16 protein-coding genes and 2 pseudogenes are annotated in these 21,233 nt (G+C 55.4%); 16 read left to right on the top strand and 2 right to left on the bottom strand.

All coding sequences use genetic code 11. The annotated features are described in order from the left end of the window. The first annotated feature begins 16 nt into the window (after nucleotides 1-16). The 5 genes and pseudogenes from HLB35_RS11855 (at nucleotide 17) to HLB35_RS11835 (ending at nucleotide 2,969) form a co-directional block, all read left to right on the top strand. Nucleotides 17-343, top strand: a complete 327-nt coding sequence (locus HLB35_RS11855; protein ID WP_171702727.1) for a YbaB/EbfC family nucleoid-associated protein — start codon at nucleotides 17-19, stop codon at nucleotides 341-343. Nucleotides 344-346: 3 nt separating this feature from the next. After that, the gene (gene recR, locus HLB35_RS11850; RefSeq protein WP_171702726.1) at nucleotides 347-949 is read left to right on the top strand and encodes a recombination mediator RecR; all 603 of its coding nucleotides are present in this window, start codon (nucleotides 347-349) and stop codon (nucleotides 947-949) included. 54 nt (nucleotides 950-1,003) lie between these two features. Continuing rightward, a pseudogene (gene rnd / locus HLB35_RS11845) lies at nucleotides 1,004-2,126 on the top strand (ribonuclease D). Next, nucleotides 2,123-2,476 (top strand): YcgL domain-containing protein, encoded by a 354-nt coding sequence (locus HLB35_RS11840; RefSeq protein ID WP_171702725.1) that lies wholly within the window; start codon nucleotides 2,123-2,125, stop codon nucleotides 2,474-2,476. The pseudogene rnd and the gene HLB35_RS11840 overlap by 4 nt, the downstream one beginning before the upstream one ends. A 31-nt stretch (nucleotides 2,477-2,507) precedes the next feature. Continuing rightward, the gene (locus HLB35_RS11835) at nucleotides 2,508-2,969 is read left to right on the top strand and encodes a YcgN family cysteine cluster protein (protein WP_171702724.1); all 462 of its coding nucleotides are present in this window, start codon (nucleotides 2,508-2,510) and stop codon (nucleotides 2,967-2,969) included. Nucleotides 2,970-3,025: 56 nt separating this feature from the next. On the opposite strand, the gene HLB35_RS11830 is transcribed toward HLB35_RS11835, so the two are convergent. Continuing rightward, on the bottom strand, nucleotides 3,026-5,185 hold the full coding sequence (locus tag HLB35_RS11830) for a S9 family peptidase (RefSeq protein WP_171702723.1): 2,160 nt from the start codon (nucleotides 5,183-5,185) through the stop codon (nucleotides 3,026-3,028). A gap of 1 nt (nucleotide 5,186) precedes the next feature. On the opposite strand from HLB35_RS11830, the gene HLB35_RS11825 reads away from it, so the two are divergent. From HLB35_RS11825 to HLB35_RS11790, 8 genes and pseudogenes are all read left to right on the top strand, one after another. Beyond that, entirely contained in the window at nucleotides 5,187-5,621 is a 435-nt protein-coding gene (locus HLB35_RS11825; protein ID WP_171702722.1) for a hypothetical protein, read from the top strand. Nucleotides 5,622-5,694: 73 nt separating this feature from the next. Further along, complete coding sequence (locus HLB35_RS11820) at nucleotides 5,695-6,480, top strand: class II glutamine amidotransferase (protein ID WP_171702721.1); 786 nt, start codon at nucleotides 5,695-5,697, stop codon at nucleotides 6,478-6,480. Nucleotides 6,481-6,690: 210 nt separating this feature from the next. Further along, a pseudogene (locus HLB35_RS11815) lies at nucleotides 6,691-8,346 on the top strand (AMP-binding protein). Nucleotides 8,347-8,485: 139 nt separating this feature from the next. Further along, nucleotides 8,486-12,472: an ATP-dependent RNA helicase HrpA gene (hrpA, locus tag HLB35_RS11810; protein WP_328731714.1), complete on the top strand. Its 3,987-nt coding sequence runs from the start codon at nucleotides 8,486-8,488 to the stop codon at nucleotides 12,470-12,472. Between the two features lie 156 nt (nucleotides 12,473-12,628). Then, nucleotides 12,629-13,753, top strand: a complete 1,125-nt coding sequence (locus HLB35_RS11805) for a beta-ketoacyl-ACP synthase III (protein WP_171702720.1) — start codon at nucleotides 12,629-12,631, stop codon at nucleotides 13,751-13,753. A gap of 108 nt (nucleotides 13,754-13,861) precedes the next feature. Next, nucleotides 13,862-14,584 carry an MlaA family lipoprotein gene (locus HLB35_RS11800; RefSeq protein ID WP_422822447.1) on the top strand — a complete coding sequence of 241 codons (723 nt, stop codon included), beginning with the start codon at nucleotides 13,862-13,864 and terminating at the stop codon, nucleotides 14,582-14,584. A 100-nt stretch (nucleotides 14,585-14,684) separates the two neighbouring features. Beyond that, nucleotides 14,685-15,881, top strand: coding sequence for a PP2C family protein-serine/threonine phosphatase (locus tag HLB35_RS11795; protein WP_171702719.1), 1,197 nt, complete (start codon nucleotides 14,685-14,687; stop codon nucleotides 15,879-15,881). Then, nucleotides 15,871-16,380: an STAS domain-containing protein gene (locus tag HLB35_RS11790; RefSeq protein WP_171702718.1), complete on the top strand. Its 510-nt coding sequence runs from the start codon at nucleotides 15,871-15,873 to the stop codon at nucleotides 16,378-16,380. Before HLB35_RS11795 ends, HLB35_RS11790 begins: the two co-directional genes overlap by 11 nt. Nucleotides 16,381-16,444: 64 nt before the next feature. On the opposite strand, the gene tal is transcribed toward HLB35_RS11790, so the two are convergent. Further along, nucleotides 16,445-17,383, bottom strand: coding sequence for a transaldolase (gene tal, locus HLB35_RS11785; RefSeq protein ID WP_171702717.1), 939 nt, complete (start codon nucleotides 17,381-17,383; stop codon nucleotides 16,445-16,447). A 125-nt stretch (nucleotides 17,384-17,508) separates the two neighbouring features. Between tal and HLB35_RS11780 the strand changes: the two genes are divergently transcribed. The 3 genes from HLB35_RS11780 (at nucleotide 17,509) to pstC (ending at nucleotide 21,225) form a co-directional block, all read left to right on the top strand. Then, nucleotides 17,509-18,702 (top strand): Bcr/CflA family multidrug efflux MFS transporter, encoded by a 1,194-nt coding sequence (locus HLB35_RS11780; RefSeq protein ID WP_171702716.1) that lies wholly within the window; start codon nucleotides 17,509-17,511, stop codon nucleotides 18,700-18,702. Between the two features lie 120 nt (nucleotides 18,703-18,822). Continuing rightward, nucleotides 18,823-19,836, top strand: coding sequence for a substrate-binding domain-containing protein (locus tag HLB35_RS11775; RefSeq protein WP_171702715.1), 1,014 nt, complete (start codon nucleotides 18,823-18,825; stop codon nucleotides 19,834-19,836). A 138-nt stretch (nucleotides 19,837-19,974) separates the two neighbouring features. Next, nucleotides 19,975-21,225, top strand: a complete 1,251-nt coding sequence (pstC, locus tag HLB35_RS11770) for a phosphate ABC transporter permease subunit PstC (RefSeq protein WP_171702790.1) — start codon at nucleotides 19,975-19,977, stop codon at nucleotides 21,223-21,225. Nucleotides 21,226-21,233 lie beyond the last annotated feature (8 nt).

Genomic DNA, 21,233 nt, shown 5'->3' with positions numbered 1-21,233 from the left:
AAACGGGAGAAATACCATGATGAAAGGCGGAATGGGTAACCTGATGAAGCAGGCCCAGGAAATGCAGGAAAAGATGCAGCAGGCTCAGGAAGAAGTCGCCAAGGCGGAAGTGCATGGCGAAGCCGGTGCAGGCATGGTGAAAGTCACCATGAACGGTCGCCACGACGTGATCAATGTAGACGTTGACCCCAGCGTGCTGGAAGAAGATAAAGAGCTGCTTGAGGATCTTCTGGCCGCCGCCGTCAACGACGCCGTGCGTAAGGTAGAAGCCAGTTCCAAGGCTATGATGGAAGAAGCCACTGCCGGGCTTAACCTGCCGCCTGGTTTCAAGATGCCGTTCTAGTCCATGCGCTTTTCACCCCTTATTGAACAACTGATGGAAGCGTTTCGGGTGCTGCCCGGCGTTGGGCCTAAAACGGCCCAGCGCATGGCGCTGCATCTACTGGAGCGGGAGCGTGAAGGAGGCAAGCGCCTGGCAGCTTCAATTGCCCAAGCGATTGATGAAGTTGGCTATTGTCAGCGCTGCAGAACCCTCACGGAAGCGCCGCTATGCGCGCTGTGCGAAAGCCCGCGCCGCGATGACACCCTCTTGTGTGTGGTTGAATCCCCCGCAGATCAGCTGGCAATTGAAGAAGCTGGCGGGTTCAGTGGACGATATTTTGTCCTGCATGGGCACCTGTCTCCCATTGATGGCATTGGCCCTGAAACGATTGGGCTGGATCTGCTTGAACAGCGGGTGGCTCAAGGCGAGGTGGCCGAGGTGGTGCTGGCCACCAACCCTACCGTGGAAGGCGAGGCGACCGCCCACTACATTGCATCGCAGCTGGGTGACTATGGCGTACGCTTCTCACGCCTCGCCTATGGCGTGCCGATGGGGGAGCTTGAGTACGTCGATGGTGGCACCCTGAGCCGCGCTTTCAACGGTCGCCTGCCTTTCAGCAGCGACTAGACGCTGTCAAGCCGTACCCTACTGCACGTTATTTATTAACTGGGAATCAAGCCTTTGTCTATTGCCTCACCGTCTTACCGCTGGATTGATACACCCCAGGCGTTGGATGATGCCTGCGCTGATGTCGCTCATGCCAGCGTGATTGCGCTGGATACGGAGTTCTTCCGCGAGAACTCTTTTACCCGGTGCCCGCCCTGGTGCAATTCGCCTGTGATGACACCGCCTATCTGGTCGACCCGCTGGCGGTTGAATGCACGCCAGCGTTTCAGGCCTTGCTGATAGGGCCAGCGGTTAAACTGTTGCATGCCAGCAGTGAAGACCTGGATGTGTTCCAGCGCTGGGCCGGAGTTTTGCCAACGCCACTGATTGATACCCAGGTGGCTCAGGGATTTCTGGGCGACAACCCGGGAATGGGCTATCAGAAGCTGGTAGAGCACTGGACCCAGGAAGTGTTGCCCAAGGAAGAAACCCGCTCGAACTGGCTTGAGCGCCCGCTAAGCCCAGCGCAGTGTGATTATGCGGCCCTGGATGTGATTTATCTGCTCAAGGTCTGGGCCCAGCAGAAGGCCCAGTTAGAATCACTCGGCCGGCTGGGGTGGGTTGAACAGGAATGCCAGGCGGTCGTCGATCAGGCGCACACTGAGAACGCAGGTCAGTGGTTTACCCGCCAGCGCTTGCTGTGGCGGTTGACGCCGCGCCAGATTGAAGCCTATCGCCTGATGACTCTCTGGCGTGAAGCTGAAACCCGTCGACGTAATCTGCCCCGCAACTGGCTGGTAGGCGATAAGCTGCTGTTTGCGATTGCCGATGCCATGCCTAAAAATCGCTATGAGCTGGCGGCGGTAGAAGGCGTCAAACCTGTGCTGGTCAAGAAGGAAGGGGATGCCCTGCTGGCGTTGGTCAAGCAGGCCTACGAAACGGCGCCTGAGGCGTTACCTCTCGCCTGGCCAGACCCGGCCAGACCCCCTTCAAACCGCTCTTCAAGGCACTTAAGAAAGCGGTGGTTGCCCAGGCAGACGTACTGGGCGTGGCACCAGAGATGCTGATGCGCCGCCGCGATATTGAACGCCTGGTAATGCAGTCAATGGCTGGCGAGCCTTTGACACTGCCCCAGGGCTGGCGCGGTGAATATCTCAATGCACCTATCCAGGAAGCGCTACAGGAAACGAACCAATGAGTGATAACGCCCGCAGTTCCCATGCCCGTTCCAGTGACAGTTCAAACAACTATCTCAATGCCAAACGCCTGATCTGTGAAGTTTTCAGAAGCCCGCGTAAGGAAGAAATGTATCTTTACGTCGATAAACGCAACGGGCTGGCCGACGTTCCGGAGGTCTTGTTGGAGCGTTTTGGCAAGCCGATATCGATCATGACCTTGATGCTGACACCGGATAAACCACTGGCGCGCGCCAATAGCGCCGATGTGTTGGCCGCTATCCGCGATAAGGGCTTCTACTTCCAGATGCCGCCAGCCAAAGATGATTACTTGCTGGATCTTTACCGGGCACCCACAGAAGCACGTTATTGAGCCATACGCAGCCGAAAAAAGGAGGGCCTGAGTGTCTGAACAACTACGTGAACGCTTCTGGGAGCGCTATCCGCTGGAAGCGCTCACCCAGCCAGAGTGGGAAGCGCTGTGCGACGGTTGCGGGCAGTGTTGCCTGCTGAAGCTCCATGATGATGACACTCAGGAAGTGGCGGTGCTGAATGTGGCCTGCCGCCTGCTGGATACCCACAGTTGCCAGTGTAGCGATTATGAAAACCGCTTTGATAGCGTGCCGGACTGCACTCAACTAACGCCTGAACGGGTGAAAGAGTTTACCTGGCTGCCACATAGCTGTGCCTATCGGCGGGTTGCCGAAGGGCGCAAGCTGGCCGGTTGGCATCCTTTGCTGAGTAATGATGCCGAACGCGTTCACCGTAAAGGCGTCAGCGTTCGTCATTTTGCGGTTTCCCAGGACGATGTCCCCGAGAAAAAGCTGGAAGAGCATATTATTGCCATCCTGCCTATATCACCTTGAGTGAATACTCTAAAGGTTTGCCATTCAGCAATAAGGGTGCTTTAACCAGTCTCCGGTCATTCAGTTTCGGTGCGACCTAATGCCCACAGAATAAACGCATCCTGTCGGGCGGCTTCTCGCCATGCCTTGAAGCGACCCGAAGCGCCGCCATGGCCGCTGCTCATATCGGTATGTAGCATTATGGGGGCTTCGCCCTGCTGGCATTGGCGCAATCTGGCGTAATACTTGGCGGGCTCCCAGTAGCTGACCCGCGTATCGAACCAGCTGCCTTCGATCCAGATGGCGGGATAATGGCGAGGCGCAATATTATCAATCGGTGAGTAGCCCTGAATGCGTTCGGCGACGCTTGCGTCAGCCGGGTTGCCCCATTCGCTATATTCTGCGGTGGTCAGCGGTAACTCGGGGTTTTGCATGGTGCGCAGCACATCGACAAACGGCACATCAAGTACGGCGCCACAGAACGCTTGAGGGGCGCGGTTCAGGCAGGTGCCTACCAGCAAGCCACCTGCGCTGGCGCCGCAAGCCAGGATGCGATCCGCCAAGCTCACCCCTTCGCTGACCAAGGCGTTTCGGGCAGCCAGAAAATCATGAAAGCTGTTTTCCTTGTTGGCCATTTTGCCATCCAGATACCAGGGCTCGCCGCGTTCGCCGCCACCACGTACATGGGCAACCGCAAAGGCGATGCCGCGCGACAGCAACTCCAGTCGGGCAATCGAAAACCAGGGGTCAAGCGGTTCGCCGTAGGCCCCATAGCCGTACAGCAAGGTGGGTAGGGCTTGCCCTGCCAGGTCAGCGCGCATCACGATGGACACTGGCACTTTTTCGCCATCATGGCTGGTGGCCCAGATGCGCTGGCTGATCAGATGCTCCGGCTGGAGGTCACCGTGAAGTGGCTGTGTCTTGATCACGCGGCGCTCAAGGGTGGCGAGGTCCAGTTCGACCCAACGCGGTAGCTGAGTGAAGGATTCTTCACGTAAGCGCAGCTGAGTGGTATCAAAATGCGGAGCATCTTCAAGTAACTGTGAGCAGGGCGTTTCCGGCAGAGCAAGGCGTTCATCCACTGTCGCCTTGTGCTGCTGATCTAACACCAGGCGGCGGAGATAGACCTGCGCCTGCTGGTGGTCACGTTCAGCGATCACCAGCCCCCAGCTAAAGGCGTCGACACCTTCCAGGGTGGTGTCATTGTTGTGTTCAATCAGCGTCTGCCAGGCATCTGCCTGGCTGATGCGGGATTCTTCGATAACATCCAGCTGGAAATGCGCGCTTTGCTGATTATGCAGGCGGTAGAAGAAACCAGGACGATGCTCAATGCTGGCTTCAACGCCTGGCTGGCGCGGGTGCAGGCAATCAAGCGGCGAATCCGGAGCCTCGGCAGCCAGTAGCAGCACTTCGCTGGTGTCCTTGGAGGCCGATTCAATCAGTAGCCACTGGCGTGAGCGGGTCTTGCCGACGCCCACCCAGAACTCCGGATCAGCTTCCCGGTAGACCAGTGCTTCCGGCAGCGCCGTGGCCGTGTCCTGATCAAAGGCCAGCGGTAGCCGCCATACGCTGTCTGGCCGCTGGGTGGCATCAAAGCGGGTAAACAGCAGGGTGGCGCCGGTGTCAGTCTGGTCTTCTGCCCAGCAAAGGCCAGGGCCAATATCCTTGAGCAGGCAGTGTGCTGAACCCTTGGGTAAACGTTTGATCCATAGCGAAAAGCGCTCATCGCCCTGGGTATCTTCAGTCCATGCCAGCCACTGTTCATCAGCGGGCAGGGCCATATCGCCAATATCGAAGAATTCATGCTGAGCAGCACGTTCCGGTAGATTGAAAAAACACTCGCGCTGCTCGGGTTGGCCGTTGGGGTAACGCCACCAGCAGGGGTAATCCTGATCAGCGTCGGTTACCGTCCAGAACGTAAAGTGATCAAGCGCTGTCTCAAGCCCTGTAACGGCCAGCTCCCTGCGGGCCAGATGGCCTTCGTAGAGTTTTTCGGCCAGAGGCTCCAGCGGCCTAAACCATTCGGCGTGTTGTGCGTTGGCAGCCAACAGGAAATCACTCACCTTGGGGTCCTTGGCATCCTCAAGCCAGTGCCAGTCTGGGTCATCTGGGTGATAATAATGGTTAAAATTGTGGTTGATCGCTGAACTGGGTTTGTGTTGCGGCTGTGCTTTGGTCAATTGATAGGTACCATAGAAAAAGTGAATGTTGGGTGAGAGCACCCTGATAAGGAGCATTATGCTGGTTGAAGAATCAATGTCACTGCTTTGGGCGAGTTACTATGCAATCTCGCTGCTGGTTTTTGTTGCGGTCTACCTGACCTTTATCATTCTGCCGCGCTTTTTGCGCCTGCTGCTGACCTGGATAATTGCGGGCGCCATGTGGGCGCCTGCACGTTTCAGCCTGCCGCTGGTAGAAGAGGGCGAGTTTTACACCGGCTGGGCACCTGCGGCCATGGTCGCGGCGGTCGGGTTTCTGGAAAATAACACCTCGGCATTCAAGGAAGGCCTTTTGTGGTTATTGTTGGGAGTGACGCTAGGCGCCTTGATCGGGCTTGCCATCTGGTGGCTGCGCCGCCCGTCGCCTGACGCCAGGGCGGATGCTGCCTCACAAACATCCACCCAGGCCGCGGAAGATACCAAAGGGGCCCAACGTCAGGAGCCGGTCTTATAATTTCGTTGAATTTTTTAAGAAACGTCAGTTTGTACACACCTTGAGTCAGTAAGGGAAAACAGGATGCCGCCGCATGTGTGAGCTCATGGGCATGAGTGCCAATGTGCCAACCGATATCTGCTTCAGTTTTGCCGGGTTTCTACACCGTGGGGGTGGGACAGGCCCTCATCGAGATGGCTGGGGAATCGCCTTCTATGAAGAAGGTGGCTATCGGGAATTCCGCGACCCTCATCCGTCAGTGGATTCTCCGATTGCGCGCCTGATCTGCGATTACCCGATCAAATCCAATGTGGTCATTAGCCATATACGCCAGGCTAATGTGGGTGGGGTCAAGCTGGCCAATACCCACCCCTTTACCCGTGAAATGTGGGGCAGACCCTGGTGTTACGCTCACAACGGCCAGCTCAGCAGTGATTGGAAAAGCCTGCCTCTCAATGGCTTTACGCCGGTCGGCACCACCGACAGTGAACATGCTTTCTGCTTCATAATGGGGCAGTTGCGTGAGCATTTTCCGCAGCCGCCAGATGACCCTGAAAGGCTCTGGGCGCTTTTACATCGCCTGTGTGAGCAGCTGCGCGAATTGGGGGTATTCAACATGCTGCTCTCCGATGGTGACTATCTGTATACCTACTGCTCAACGAAGCTGGCGCATATCACCCGCCGCGCGCCCTTTGGCGAAGCGGAACTGTCTGACGCGGAAATGACCGTCAATTTTGTGGAGCACACCACACCGGATGACATTGTGTCTGTTATTGCGACCGAGCCGCTCACCCATAATGAGTGTTGGCAACGGCTGCAGCCAGGTGAATTAGTTGTCTGGAAGTCGGGAGAAATTTGCGCACGTTACGTGTCCAACTGAATATATGACTGATGTCGGTGTACTCATCACTGTGCTGGATAGATGGTTAAGTGGGTGCGGTTGAAGCGGTGGTTTTTAAACGATAGTTTCAATCACTCGTTTTACAGCTTGTTCAGCATCGTATATTGTTAATACATCGGTGGCGCCAAAGTCACCGTCAACAATAATAACGTCGGTGTCCAGCATCGACTCTGACAGTGGAGATTGCCGATGAGTGAACATGCCAATGCCCCGATTCTTACAGGGCCAGCGCTGGAAGGTCTCGATCAATACAGCTCGGTCACCGATATCTTTCATGCTGCGGTCAAGCGCTTCGCCCCCAAGCCTGCCTTTACCTGTATGGGGCAGACGCTAAGCTTTGCTGACCTTGACCGCCTGTCAGGCGACTTTGCCGCCTGGCTGCAGCACGAAACCGATCTGGAACCCGGGGATCGCATCGCCATACAGTTGCCTAACCTGCTGCAGTTCCCCGTTGCGGTGTTTGGTGCGCTGCGGGCGGGCCTTGTGGTGGTTAATACCAATCCGCTGTATACCGAGCGGGAAATGGCCCACCAGTTCAAGGATTCCAACGCCAAGGCCATTGTGATTCTGGCCAATATGGCCAGCAAGCTTGAAAAGGTGCTCGGTAAAACCGAGATCAAGCACGTCTTGGTGACCCAGCTGGCCGACCTGCATGGGGCACCCAAGCGCTGGCTGATCAACACCGTGGTCAAGCACGTGAAAAAATGGTGCCTGCCTATTCGCTTCCCGGGGCATTGAGCTTTCGCAGCGCTTTGCAAAAGGTTCTAAGCTGTCGCATCAGGATGTCCACCGCGACCTGGATGACCTGGCAGCTCTGCAATACACGGGGGAACCACCGGCAAGCCAAAAGGGGCCATGCTGACCCACCGCAACCTGGTAGCGAATATGCTGCAGGCCCGAGAGGCGATTGGCAGTACTCTCACAGATGGTGAAGAACTGATTATTGCTCCATTGCCGGTGTACCACATTTATACCTTTACGGTTAACTGCCTGTTCTTGATGGAAACCGGTAATCACTCATTGCTGATTACCAACCCGCGTGACCTGGATGCCTTTGTCAAGGAACTCAAGGGCCTGCCGTTCACTGGTTTTATCGGTCTGAACACGCTTTTCAATGCACTATGTAACCGCGAAGATTTCAAGCAGTTGGATTTTTCCAAGCTGCGATTGACGATTTCAGGCGGGATGGCATTGACCAGCGCCTCAGCCAAACGCTGGAAAGAGGTGACCGGTTGCGATGTGGCCGAAGGTTATGGGCTCACTGAGACATCGCCCATCGTAAGCTTCAACCCGGTTGACGCCAGCAAGTTGGGCAGTATTGGCAAGCCGGTGGCTGGCACGGCGGTCAAGGTGGTCGACGGTGATGGCAACGACCTTGAATTCGGCCAGCCGGGCGAGCTTTGTGTGCAAGGGCCGCAGGTCATGAAAGGCTACTGGCAGCGTGAAGAAGAAACGGCCAACGCCATTGATGCCGATGGCTGGTTCCACACCGGGGATATCGCGGTGATTGACGATGATGGCTACATCCGCATCGTTGATCGTAAAAAGGATATGATTCTGGTGTCGGGTTTCAACGTTTATCCCAACGAAGTGGAAGATGTGATTTCCGGCCATCCGGATGTTCTGGAAGCGGCCGCCGTGGGTGTCGCAGATGAAGAGAGTGGGGAGGCCATCAAACTGTTTGTTGTCTCCAAAAATGACCAGTTAAGCGTTGAAGACGTGCGTAAATGGTGCAAGAAAGATCTGACAGGCTACAAGGTGCCGAGATATGTGGAGTTTCGTGATGAGCTGCCCAAGACCAATGTGGGCAAGGTGCTGAGACGCCAGCTACGTGATGAGCCATAATTTATTGTGCAAAGCCGCACGCCGTTAGCCGTCTTTTGCACAAAGGCGTTACAATAGATGGCCCGTTCATATAGAGCGGGCCATCTTGGTATAAGTTGTAAACCACCATGGCCCGACCTGACAGGAAAATACGCTGATTGTGACTTCAGAAACGCCGGTAAGCAGTAGTGATGCGCAGCGTCTTGAGCAGCTGCGTCAAGCAAGCTCCCGCGTGATGGTGCGCGAGGCTGAACAGCTGGAAAAGCGTCTGGCTGGTTTGCAGCGTCGGCTGCACAACCGCCAGCCGATTGACCGTGGGCTTGATAAGGTCGAGCACGAATTACAGCACGCTCAGGCAACGCTGGCCAAGCGTGAAGCGCTCAAGGTGGCGTTGAATTACCCAGATGAACTGCCGGTTGTCGAGCGCCGCGAAGACATCATGCAGGCGCTTGAAGCGCATCAGGTAGTGGTAGTGGCCGGGGAAACCGGGTCAGGTAAAACCACCCAGCTGCCCAAGATATGCCTGGAGCTGGGGCGCGGGCGGCGCGGCTTGATTGGCCATACCCAGCCGCGCCGTCTGGCAGCGCGCAGTGTTGCCACTCGCCTGGCGGAAGAGCTGGAAGTGCCGCTGGGCGATCAGGTCGGTTATCAGGTGCGTTTTCATGACCAGAGCAGTGTTACCACCTTGGTCAAGCTGATGACCGACGGCATCCTGCTGGCAGAAACCCAGCATGATCCTCTGCTGTTACGCTACGACACCATCATTATTGACGAGGCCCACGAGCGTAGCCTCAATATTGATTTCCTGTTGGGCTACCTCAAGCGTCTGTTGCCCAAACGGCCAGACCTGAAAATTATTATTACCTCGGCGACCATTGACGTTGAGCGCTTTGCTGCACACTTTGGCAGCACGAATACACCTGCTCCTGTTGTGGAAGTATCCGGACGCACCTATCCGGTCGAGGTGCACTACCGGCCACTGGTACGCGATACCGACGATGAAGAAGATCGCACCCTGCAGGAAGGGATTGTGCACGCAGTAGAAGAAATCGAGCAGATAGAACGCGAAAAAGGCTGGCTACACGGCCCGCGAGACGTGCTCATCTTTCTGCCTGGTGAGCGCGAGATTCGTGAAACAGCAGACTCCTTGCGCCGTGCAGAGCTGAGAGGTACGGAAATTCTGCCGCTGTATGCACGTCTTTCCAATGCTGAACAGAACCGTGTGTTTTCTTCCCATAGCGGGCGGCGCATTGTGCTCGCTACCAATGTGGCGGAAACCTCGCTGACCGTGCCGGGCATTCGCTACGTGATTGACCCTGGGTTGGTGCGCATCAGCCGCTACAGCTACCGCTCGAAAATTCAGCGTCTGCCGGTGGAGCCGATCAGTCAAGCGAGCGCCAACCAGCGCAAAGGGCGCTGTGGACGAGTGGCAGAAGGGGTCTGTATTCGCCTGTATGGTGAAGAGGATTTTCTCTCACGGCCTGCTTTTACTGACCCGGAGATCCAGCGCACCAATCTGGCCTCGGTGATTCTCTCCATGCTGGCGCTGAAGCTGGGTAATATCGAGGCATTTCCGTTTGTTGACCCGCCAGATAGCCGCTTTGTTACCGATGGTTTTCGGCTGCTTTTCGAGCTGGGCGCGGTGACTGAACAACAGCAGCTGACGCCCCTTGGACGCAAACTGGCACGGCTACCTATCGACCCTCGTCTGGCGCGGATGGTGCTGGAAGGCGCTGAACGCGGCAGCCTGCGAGATGTGCTGATTGTCGTCTCAGCGCTGGCCATTCAGGATCCTCGCGATCGCCCGGCAGATAAACGCCAGGCCGCCGATCAGGCGCATTTGCGCTGGCACGACCCGGATTCGGACTTTGTCGCCATTCTTAATCTCTGGCATGGCATAGAAAACGCCCGAGAAGCGCTCTCGGGCAACCAGCTGCGCCGCTGGTGTCGCGAGCATTATATCAACTACCTGCGGGTGCGCGAATGGCATGATACCTTCCGCCAGCTGCGTCAGCTGCTGCGTGATATGGCGATTGAAGTGCCGCCCCCGCTACCGCTGGACCCAGAACAAAGTGAAGAGCAGGCCCGTCAGTTGCGGCGCAAAACGTCTGCCAAGCTCCATCAGGCGCTGCTTTCCGGCTTGCTGTCGCATCTGGGCATGCTCAGTGAAAACCGCGAATACCTTGGAGCACGCAATCGTAAGTTGATGATTCACCCAGGCTCGGGGCTGGCCAAGAAGTCGCCCAAGTGGCTGATGGCGTTTGAGCTGGTGGAAACCTCGCGGCTGTTTGCGCGCACCGTGGCCAAGATCGACCCAGCATGGATTGAGCCTCAGGCGCTGCATCTGGTCAAGCGCAGCTACGCTGACCCGCACTGGGAGATGAAGCGTGCCCAGGTCGTGGCCAAAGAGCAGGTCACTCTGTTCGGCCTGCCAATTGTGGCCGGGCGCCGGGTGCACTATGGGCCGATTGCGCCGCAGGAATCCCGTGAACTCTTCATTCGGCGTGCTCTGGTCGAAGGCGAGTTCCAGACGCGGGGTGAGTTCTTTGCCCATAATCGGGCGCTGATTGATGAAGTCACCGACCTTGAGAATCGTGCGCGGCGTCGGGATATTCTGGTGGACGAAGAAACCCTGTTCGCTTTTTATGATCAGCGTCTGCCGGAAAATATCGTTAACGGCAAAGGGTTTGAACACTGGCGTAAAAAAGCCGAGCGTCACGATCCTGACTGCCTCAAGTTTGATATCGAAACCCTCAAGGCGCGGGATGCCGCTGAAGTGACCCAAGCGGACTATCCGGATCATCTGATTCTCAACGGTAATGCTTATCCGTTGAGCTATCATTTTGACCCTGAAGCCGAGGATGATGGGGTCACGCTGACGGTGCCCGCTGCCATGCTGCCGCAGCTGCCGGTACACGCGCTGGAATGGCTGGTGCCTGGGCTGCTACGGGAAAAGTGCATCGCCCTGATGAAATCGCTGCCCAAAGCGATACGTCGCCAGGTGGTGCCGATTCCCGACTGGGTCGATGCCGCTCTTGAAACCCTGGTGCCGGACGAGCGCCCGCTGACCGAAGCGTTGGGTGAATTTATCCGCCGTCGCACGGCGACGCGCGTTCATCCCGATGACTGGCGGCTGGATCAGATGGCGCCGCACCTGTTCATGAACCTTAGGGTGGTCGATCATGCCGGTGAGGTGATTGGCCAGGGGCGCGATGTGCGTGCCCTTGAGAAGCGCTTTGAAGAAGCGGCTAGCGCAGGCGCTAGAGCCATGGCAGATCAGGCCAGCCAGGCACCGGCTGTCAGCAATTTACCGGATGAGCCACTGCCAGCCTCCAAGGTCACCGAGCAGGCCGGCATCCGGGTAGAGGCGTATCCCGCGCTGGTCAACGAAGGCGCTCAGTTCAATATCGTTTTGTTTGACCATCCTGCCAAGGCTGAAGCAGCACACCGGGATGGCGTCACCCAGTTGGCGATTACCCAGCGGCCAGAAGCGGTTAAGGCCATCAAGCAGCTAAAAGGTCTGGAAACCTGTGCGCTCCTGTTTGCCAAAGTAGGCAGCAAGCAGGCGCTGGTTGATGATCTGGTCAAGGCGGTTTTCTCCCAGGTCGTGGCGGTAGAACCGCTGCCGCGCTCTGTTGCAGAGCTTGAACAACGCCTGGCAGGTTGCGAAGACGCGCTGCTGGCGCATGCAGAAACCCTGCTGGCACAGACAGAAGCTGCGTTGAAAGCCCATCTTGAGGTCGCCAAGTTGCTTAAAGGTAAGCTTAACTTTGCGCTGGCATTGACCTACAGTGACATCAAGGCGCAGATGCAGCGCCTTGTCTATCCCGGCTTTATCACTGATGCGGGTGAATGGCTGGCGGAATACCCACGCTACATGGAGGCTGCCTTGATCCGCCTTGAAAAGGCACCACGCGAACGGGGGCGCGACCAGATGATGATGGCCGAAGTCCAGGCCCTTGAAGAGCGCTGGGAAGCGCGCCGAGCCGCTGAGCGGCGTGGCCAGGTTGAAGCGCCAGAACTAGTGGCGTTTGGCTGGTGGTTGCAGGAGTTGCGGGTTTCTCTGTTTGCCCAGCAGCTAGGCACTCATATGCCGGTTTCGGTGAAGCGTCTGGAAAAACACTGGGAAACCATTACTCGACAGTAATGCGATGAATCTTTGTTAAAACGCTAGTTAAGCGGTACAGAAAAGCACAAAGTAGATAACTAACTCGGTACGCTATCCACCCATTATGCAAGCAAACCGTAATATGAGTGGCTAGGTGGCATTAAAGAGGCGCTGTGTCGCCTAAAGGAGAGGTCTATGACAGATGTGGTGATTACCGGTACGGGGTTGTACACGCCGGAACACGCCATTGATAACGACGCTCTGGTGGCGACGTTCAACGCCTGGGTAGAACAGGAAAATGCGCGTAACGCCGAGGCCATTGCCGCCGGTGATTGCCAGCCGCTAGCATTTTCGAGCAGCGACTTTATCGACAAGGCCTCGGGCATCAAAAGCCGCTATGTGCTGGATGCTGATGGGATTCTTGATCCTCAGCGAATGCGCCCCAGGCTGCCACAGCGCGCTAACGATGAGCTGTCGATTCAGGCTGAAATGGCGTTGGCAGCAGCGAGGCAAGCGTTAACGGCTGCCAGGGTAGATGGCGCTGATATTGAGCTTGTGATTGTTGGCTGCTCAAACCTCGAGCGCGCCTATCCGGCGGTAGCCATCGAAGTACAGCAAGCGCTGGGTGCCCAAGGCTATGGGTTTGATATGAATGTGGCCTGCAGTTCAGCCACCTTTGCGATCCAGACGGCCACCAATGCCATTGCCTCAGGCAGCGTAAAACGCGCTTTAGTGGTCAATCCGGAAATATGTTCTGCTCACTTGAACTTCAGAGACCGTGACAGCCACTTTATTTTCGGCGATGCTTGTACAGCGGTGGTACTGGAAAACCGAGCCGATGCGATAGCTCCCGAACAGTTTTTACTGCTGGGCACACGGTTGACGACACGCTTTTCCAACGCCATACGCAACAACGCGGGTTTTTTGAACAGAGTGACCGACAGCGACCCTTTGGCACTGGATAAACTGTTTGTGCAGGAAGGGCGGCGCGTCTTCAAGGAAGTCTGCCCGCTGGTGGCCCGCTTGATCACTGAGCATCTGGCGTCGCTTCAGCTGGCAGGTGGTGATCTGAAGCGTATGTGGTTACACCAGGCAAATCGCCATATGAATGATCTGATTGCCCGTAAGGTTCTGGGCCACGAACCCGATGCATCACAGGCGCCGATTATTCTGGATCGTTATGCCAACACCAGCTCAGCAGGGTCAATCATTGCGTTTCACCTGCATCGTGAAGGGATTGAAGAGGGTGATGTCGGCGTCATCTGTTCTTTTGGCGCCGGCTACAGTGCCGGATGCGTGGTGTTGGAGAAAGTGGCCTAGCCTCAGCTGAGCCTTGCCATACCCATGGTCGCTTGCGAGTAATTAATGGGGTTTGCCCCCGCTTCTGATAGTGACATTTTGAGAGTGAATGCTTTGAGAGACAATGCAATGCTAACGCCGTCGGCTAAGCGTAATAAGGTCACCGGGTACAACCCAAGGCGGCTTGTCGTTCCCTTGATGTTAAGCCTGATTATGGTGCTGGGAGGCTGTGCCACGACACAACCATCCGAGTCTGAGGAGGAGTCCTTCAGTGCCCATCCGGAAGACCCTTGGGAAGGCTTCAACCGCCGCGTTTTTGCGTTTAATGACGTCTTGGATCGTTATACCCTTAAGCCCATTTCACAAACCTATGTCAAGGTAATTCCCGGCCCGGTTCGAACGGGTGTGGGTAACGTCTTTTCCAACCTGGGTGAGGTGCGCACGGCAGTCAACAGTCTTCTGCAAGGCAAACCGAGCAACGCTGGTCTGGCTACCTCGCGTTTCCTGATCAACTCGACGGTGGGCATCGGTGGTTTGCTGGATTACGCCACTCTGATGGAAATTACCGCCGACAAGGAAGACTTTGGCCAGACTCTCGGCGTATGGGGCTGGGAAGATTCTCGCTATTTGGTGCTGCCCCTGTGGGGCCCAAGCACCCTGCGTGACACGGCAGGCCTGCTTCCGGATCGTGAGCTTTATCCGATTACCTACCTGGATGGCGATGTCGAAATCCCTTTACAGATCCTGAGGATAGTCCATGCGCGTGCCGGCATTCTTGATCAGGAATCCATGATTCAGGGGAGCGCTACCGCTTTGTGCGTGATGCTTATCTGCAGAGGCGTAACTTCGTGATCAATGATGGTGAACTGGGTGAAGACCCGTTTGCGTCAGACGACTTTGAATTTGATGACGCGGACTTTGACGACGACGCGTTTGCCGATTGAGGCTTCTCATGCAGCGTTCGAAGCAGTTAATTGCGGTCATTGACGAGCCAGGTGAAGAAAGAGATGCTCTGGCGGAAGCGATCACCTGTAATGGCCTGGGGGTGTTTGCCGCTGATAGCGTTGAGCACCTGCCTGCGGAAACGGCATTGATTGTCGCTCATGCGCGAGCCGTGCCACGTCAGCATTGGTCGGGCCTGTCGCATCGCCTGCCTACCCTGGTGGTCAGTGAATCCCGCCAGGATGCTGACCTGATCAAGGCGATTGATGTTGGTCTGGTGGATTATATTGTCCATCCTTTACGTCATGCAGAACTGTTGCGCAGAATGATTCGCAAAGCCATTGAGCTGCATCAGTTAGCCCAGGAGCGCGAGCGTGACCGTCTGCGTCTGGCTGAGCTTAACGAAAGCCTTGAAACGCATCTGGCATTGCTGCGTATGGATCAGCAAAGTGGTGGTCATATTCAGCGACGATTGCTGCCAGCGCATGCCACGACCATCAATAATGCCTACTTTGATTACTGGTTTGCACCTTCGCTGTATCTGTCAGGCGATTTTCTTGACTATCAAGGTTTTGATGAGCGTTTTAGTACCTTTTATTTTGCCGATGTGTCCGGTCATGGGGCCTCGTCGGCATTTGTCACTGTGTTGCTAAAATACCTTTGCAACCGCTGGCTGCACGAGTGGGATGGCCAGCACCCAGAGCGGCTACCCGCTGACTGGCTACTGGGACTGAATCGTGAGCTGCAAGGCACTGATATTGGCAAACATGCCACTCTATTTGTGGCGGTTATTGACCATCTTGAACACAGGCTTCACTATTCGCTTGGCGCTCAATTACCTATGCCGTTTTTGAATATTAACGGCCAGATAACACGCCTTGAAGGTGAAGGCATGCCGGTTGGGCTATTTCCTGATGTGGAGTATCCCTCGTTCAGCCTGGATTTACCCGAACAGTTCTCACTGTGGCTATGTTCCGATGGCGTCCTTGAATGTCTTGCCGGCGCAACGCTGGATGAAAGACTCGCGGAACTGGAACTATTGATCAGCCAAAGCACTACCCTGGAACAACTAAGAGACCAGCTGGCGTTTACCAGTCAGCTGATCAGTGATGATGAAGCATTCGATAGCGACATAACGCCTGATCGTAATGCTCTGCCCGACGATCTGACAATCATGATGGTGAGCGGATTTGGTCATGTTGATTGAAGAAGGCCGTATTAAAGCCGCATTCGAGTCTGGCGTATTTGTTCTCAAGTTATGTGGAGATGTGCGCCTGACACTGTGTGCTACCCTGGATTCGCAAGCGCAGCGCCTGGCGAAAACCCCTGGCCTTGAGGCCGTCATGATTGACCTGCGTGAAGCCACTAACGTGGATTCGACCGCATTGGGGTTTCTGGCCAAGGTGGCAATTGCGGTCAAGGGGCGACTGGAGCAACCACCCACCATTATTGTGGATAACCCGGACGTGCGGAAAATGCTCGATGTTATGGGCTTTTCGCACTTCTTTACCTTGATGAAAATGCCCCTGGTGCAGCCGTTGCCTGAAACCGCTGAAACGGTTGCGGAAGTGCCTGCCGATGAGCAAGGGATGCGCCAGCGTATTCTGGAAGCACATCGCATCCTGATGCATATGAATGAGCACAATCGCGAACAGTTTCAGCCGCTGGTGGAAATGCTTGAAGACCAGGATAAACCACCCGAATAAACGGGCAGTAAAACTCAGGTTAGCCAGGCGCCGATGAATATCGGTGCCTGGGAGGTTATGTCGCCTAGCGGCGGCTCAGTTCGCCAAGCAGTTTTTCCAACTGGTATTGATCAGCCATGAACTTGCGAATGCCTTCAGCTAGCTTGTCATTGGCCATTTCGTCCTCGTTCATCTCCCAGCGAAAGCTGGCCTCGTCAAGTGGTGCGTCAGCTGTAATGCTGTCCAGGTTGGCAGTCAGCTGCTGAGACAGGTCACCTGTCTGTTGGTCGAGCTCATCCAGCAGCTTGGGTGAAATGGTCAAACGGTCACAGCCTGCCAGGGCTTGAATTTCCCCTATGTTACGAAAGCTGGCACCCATCACGATGGTGCTGTAACCGGCTGCCTTGTAATAATCATAGATACGCTTGACCGATTGTACGCCGGGATCCTTGCTGCCGCTGAAATCAGCTTCCGGCTGGCGGGCCTTGTGCCAGTCGAGAATACGCCCGACGAAAGGGGAGATCAGGGTAGCACCCGCGTCTGCGCAGGCCTGTGCCTGAGCGAAACCGAACAGCAGGGTCAGGTTGGTACGAATTCCATTACGTTCCAGTTCCCGCGCGGCCTGAATGCCTTCCCAGGTGGAGGCAACCTTGATCAGTATGCGTTCGGCGCCAACGCCTTCGCGCTGGTAGCGCTCGATCAGAGAGTATGCTCTGCTGATGGTGGCTTCGCGGTCAAATGATAGCCGGGCACTGACTTCCGTTGATACATAGCCTGGCACCAGTTCGCTGATTTCACGACCGATTTCCACTGCGACTCGGTCAACGGCTTCGTTGATATCAGCGCTGTCTCTGGCAATCTGCGCTAACCGCTCGCGCCGAGCTTCCTGCTGTGAAGCCTGCAGAATCAGCGAGGGATTGGTAGTGGCGTCCTGCGGTTGAAAACGGCGAATCGCTTCAAGGTCGCCGGTATCAGCAACCACTGTGGTCATCGTTTTAAGTTGAGAAAGCAAGCTCGTCGCCATATAACACTCCTGGGTAGTTGTTGCGGCTACTTTACCAAGGTGTTGGCGCTTCGAACAGCTGCCGACATTGTTGATAAAAGGCGATATAATTAGCATGCTAATAACTTTGCTGAAAAAGGAAACTCATGCAACTTAATGCACGCCGTGTAGCGATACTCGTTGCTGCAAATACGGCATTGGCGCCCTTTGCTATTGATGCTTACCTGCCCGCCATGTCGGCACTAGCAGCCGATGTGGATGCCAGTATTCACCATACCGAGCTTTCAATCAGTGTGTTTCTGTTTGGGTTTGCGTTTGGCCAGCTGTGCTTTGGACCACTCTCTGACCGCTTGGGGCGTAAACCGGTGCTTCTGGGTGGCCTTTTGGCGTTTGCCTTGGCCAGTCTGGTGATTACCCAGGTGGATAGCCTGACATCGCTACTGGTCTGGCGTTTTATTCAAGCGCTGGGCGGCGGGGCCTGTGTGGTCAACTCTGCGGCCATTGTGCGCGACTGCTTCCAGGGCCGCGAAGCTGCCAAGGTGATGTCGACCATGGCGATGATCATGATGCTGGCGCCGCTGGTAGCGCCTGCCGTGGGGAGTGTGCTGCTGTTTGTGGCGGGCTGGTGGTTGATCTTTGTATTTCTGGCGGCTTACGCGGCTTTTCTTGCCTGGCTTTTAGGCACGCGTTTGCCGGAAACCCGCGATATGACTCAGCCGGTGGCTTCACCGCGCCAGGTTATCCGTAACTATGCCAGCGTGCTCAAGCATCGCGAAGGCATGGGCTATATCTGTGCGGCCGCGGCGTCATTTGCAGGCCTGTTTGCTTTCGTGACCGCCTCGCCGTTTTTGTACCTGGAACATTTTTCGCTTTCTCCAGCGGTGTACCCCTTTGTGTTCGGGGTGAATGTGGTGGTGATTGCGCTTTCTAACCGGGTCAATATCTATCTGCTTAAAAAGCGCACGCCCCAGCAGAACCTACGGCTTGGTTTAACGGTGCAGTTATTTGCCGCTTCGGCGTTAGTGACTGTCATGCTGCTGGACCTGGCCAGTCTGCCCGTGGTGGTGGTGCTGGTGATGATGTTTACCGGAATGATTGGCCTGATTACGCCTAATGCCATTTCGTCATTGCTGGATCATTTTGGGCATATAAGCGCCACGGCCACAGCGCTGCTCGGTGGTATCCAGTTTGGCTGTGGAGCGCTGGCAGGCATGATGGTGGGGCTGTTCGAGGTCGAGCATATCGCGCCCATGGTGCTGACCATGTTGGCCGCCTCGCTGCTGGGTAATATCGGCGTGCGCTTGCTCACCCCAACAGCCATAGTCGAAGGCGCCAGCTAAAGGAAATTAGTTACACAAATTAACAAAATCGTTTTAGCGGTTGTCATGAAGCTGTCATGGAAGGTGGGCATTGTGTGTATTGCGAAGGCTAGACCCCCTACATGAACAGGAGTATTTCGCATGAACCGTATTCTCAAGACGACCGTAATCGCCGCTGCCGTAATGAGCGTTGCCGGTGTTGCTCAAGCCCGCGACCAGATCAACATCGTGGGTTCAAGCACGGTTTATCCTTTTGCCAGTTTTGTGACTGAAGAATTTGGCGCCACTACCAACTACCCAACACCGGTGATTGAATCCACGGGTTCTGGTGGTGGTATGCGTCTGTTCTGTAACGGTGTTGGCGATGGTACCCCTGATATTACCAACGCCTCACGTCGCATGAAGGTATCTGAATTTGAGCGCTGTGAAGAGAACGGCGTAACCGATATCACTGAAGCCAAGATTGGTTCTGACGGTATCGTTATTGGTCAGTCAACTGAAAACGACGAAGCTGACTTTACCCTTGAACAGATTTTCATGGCGGTTGCTGCCCAGGTGCCGGTTGACGGTGAGCTAGTTGACAACCCCTATACTAACTGGAGCGAAATCGATTCCTCCTTGCCGGATCGTGAAATTTCCATCTACGGCCCGCCCTCCACGTCAGGTACACGTGACGCTTTCGAAGAGCTGGTCATGGAAGCAGTCTCTGAAGAAATGGATGTTTACGGCGGTGAAGGCTACACCACTGTTCGTGATGACGGCCCCTACATTGACGCCGGCGAAAACGACAATCTGATCGTCCAGCGTCTTTCTGAAGATACAGAAGCCTTCGGTATCTTTGGTTATTCCTTCCTGGTTGAGAATACAAACACTATTCAAGGCGCCAGCATTGGCGGTGTAGAGCCTGAAGCTGAAGCCATCAGCTCGGGTGATTACCCGGTTGCCCGTTCACTGTGGTTCTACGTCAAGAACCAGCACGCTGACGCTGTACCGCCCATGTATGAGTACGTTGATATGTTCATGGAAGAGCAAATGATCAGCGATTCTGGTTACCTGGCTGAAATCGGTTTGATTCCGCTGCCGGAAGCTGAGCGTGCTGAGTGGCGTGAAAGCGTTGCTAACCGCACTGCGATGACGGTTGACGTCCTGAAGTAAGCTGCAAAGCTAAGTAAGTTAAAAGCCGGCAACTTGGGTTGCCGGCTTTTGTTTTAATGGGGTGTTGTCATTTAAGTGTCATGTTTATGACTTAGTATCACTTGAAATAGCTCCGATGGTTAACCTGAGATATCAATGATGCAGACCAACCAGCTACTCTTAATATTTTGTAGTGTCCTCTTAATTCTGGGCCTAATTGCTTTCTTCGCCGGTCGTTCAAAAGCAGCTCGCCTGCGTGCTTCAGGCACCTCCATGTATGCCCAGCCAGATCAATATGCCTGGTTTGCGGTGCTTTCTACCGCCGGTCCTGCAGTATTGGTGGGTGTGTTAGGGGCCTTTGTTTTACTGCTCTTGGGTGCTGAAATTCATCCGCTTTATCTCTTATCAGCAAGTCTGGTGGTGGCTGCGGCGGGTTTGGCTGTCGGTGTCGTACAAGTAAGAGCTGATTTTCATGCTCGCAAAGCCATTGAGCGCGTCATTCGCTGGGTGCTTGCAGGCGCTGCATTGATATCGATCTTCACTACCTTTGGGATTTTGATTTCGATTATTTTCGAGTCGCTGCGTTTCTTCGAGATGCACAGCTTTTGGGAATTTATAACCGGGACTACCTGGAATCCAGGCGCCAGCTTCCTGGCGGCTGCCGGTCGTGGTGATGGTAGCGGTGCACAGTTTGGTTCTGTGCCGCTGTTTGCTGGCACCTTCATGATCACTCTGATTGCCATGCTGGTGGCGGTTCCCATCGGTCTGGCTTCAGCCATCTACATGTCGGAATATGCGCCTACCAAGGTGCGCACGATTGCCAAGCCACTACTCGAAGTGCTGGCCGGTATCCCAACTGTGGTGTATGGCTTTTTTGCCGCCATTACCGTGGCGCCCATCATTGTCAATATCGCCGGTTTTTTTGGTCTGGATGCGTCCTACAACAATGCCGTGGCGCCAGGGGTTGTGATGGGCATCATGATAATCCCATTTATTTCTTCTCTGTCTGATGATGTTATCAACGCCGTGCCGGACAGCATGCGTCAGGGATCTCTAGCCTTGGGCATGACCAAGGGCGAGACGATACGCGATGTGGTGGTGCCAGCAGCACTTCCCGGGGTTATTTCTGCTTCTCTGCTGGGTATGTCTCGGGCTTTGGGTGAAACCATGATAGTGGTGATGGCGGCGGGTATGCGTCCTAATCTAACGGCCAACCCTCTAGAGGATATGACCACAGTTACCGTACGTATTGTGGCGGCACTGACCGGCGACCAGGAATTTGAAAGTGCCGAAACGCTCTCCGCGTTTGCTCTGGGGCTTGTGTTGTTTGCAGTGACCCTGACGCTGAACTTGGTATCAGTGATCATGATCCGTCGCTTCCGTGAAAAATACCGTGTTAATAACCTGTAACGCTCGGG

It is taken from the genome of Vreelandella azerica (genome assembly GCF_013112225.1).
Taxonomy (GTDB): domain Bacteria; phylum Pseudomonadota; class Gammaproteobacteria; order Pseudomonadales; family Halomonadaceae; genus Vreelandella; species Vreelandella azerica.
This window is presented reverse-complemented; position numbering and strand designations above follow the sequence as displayed.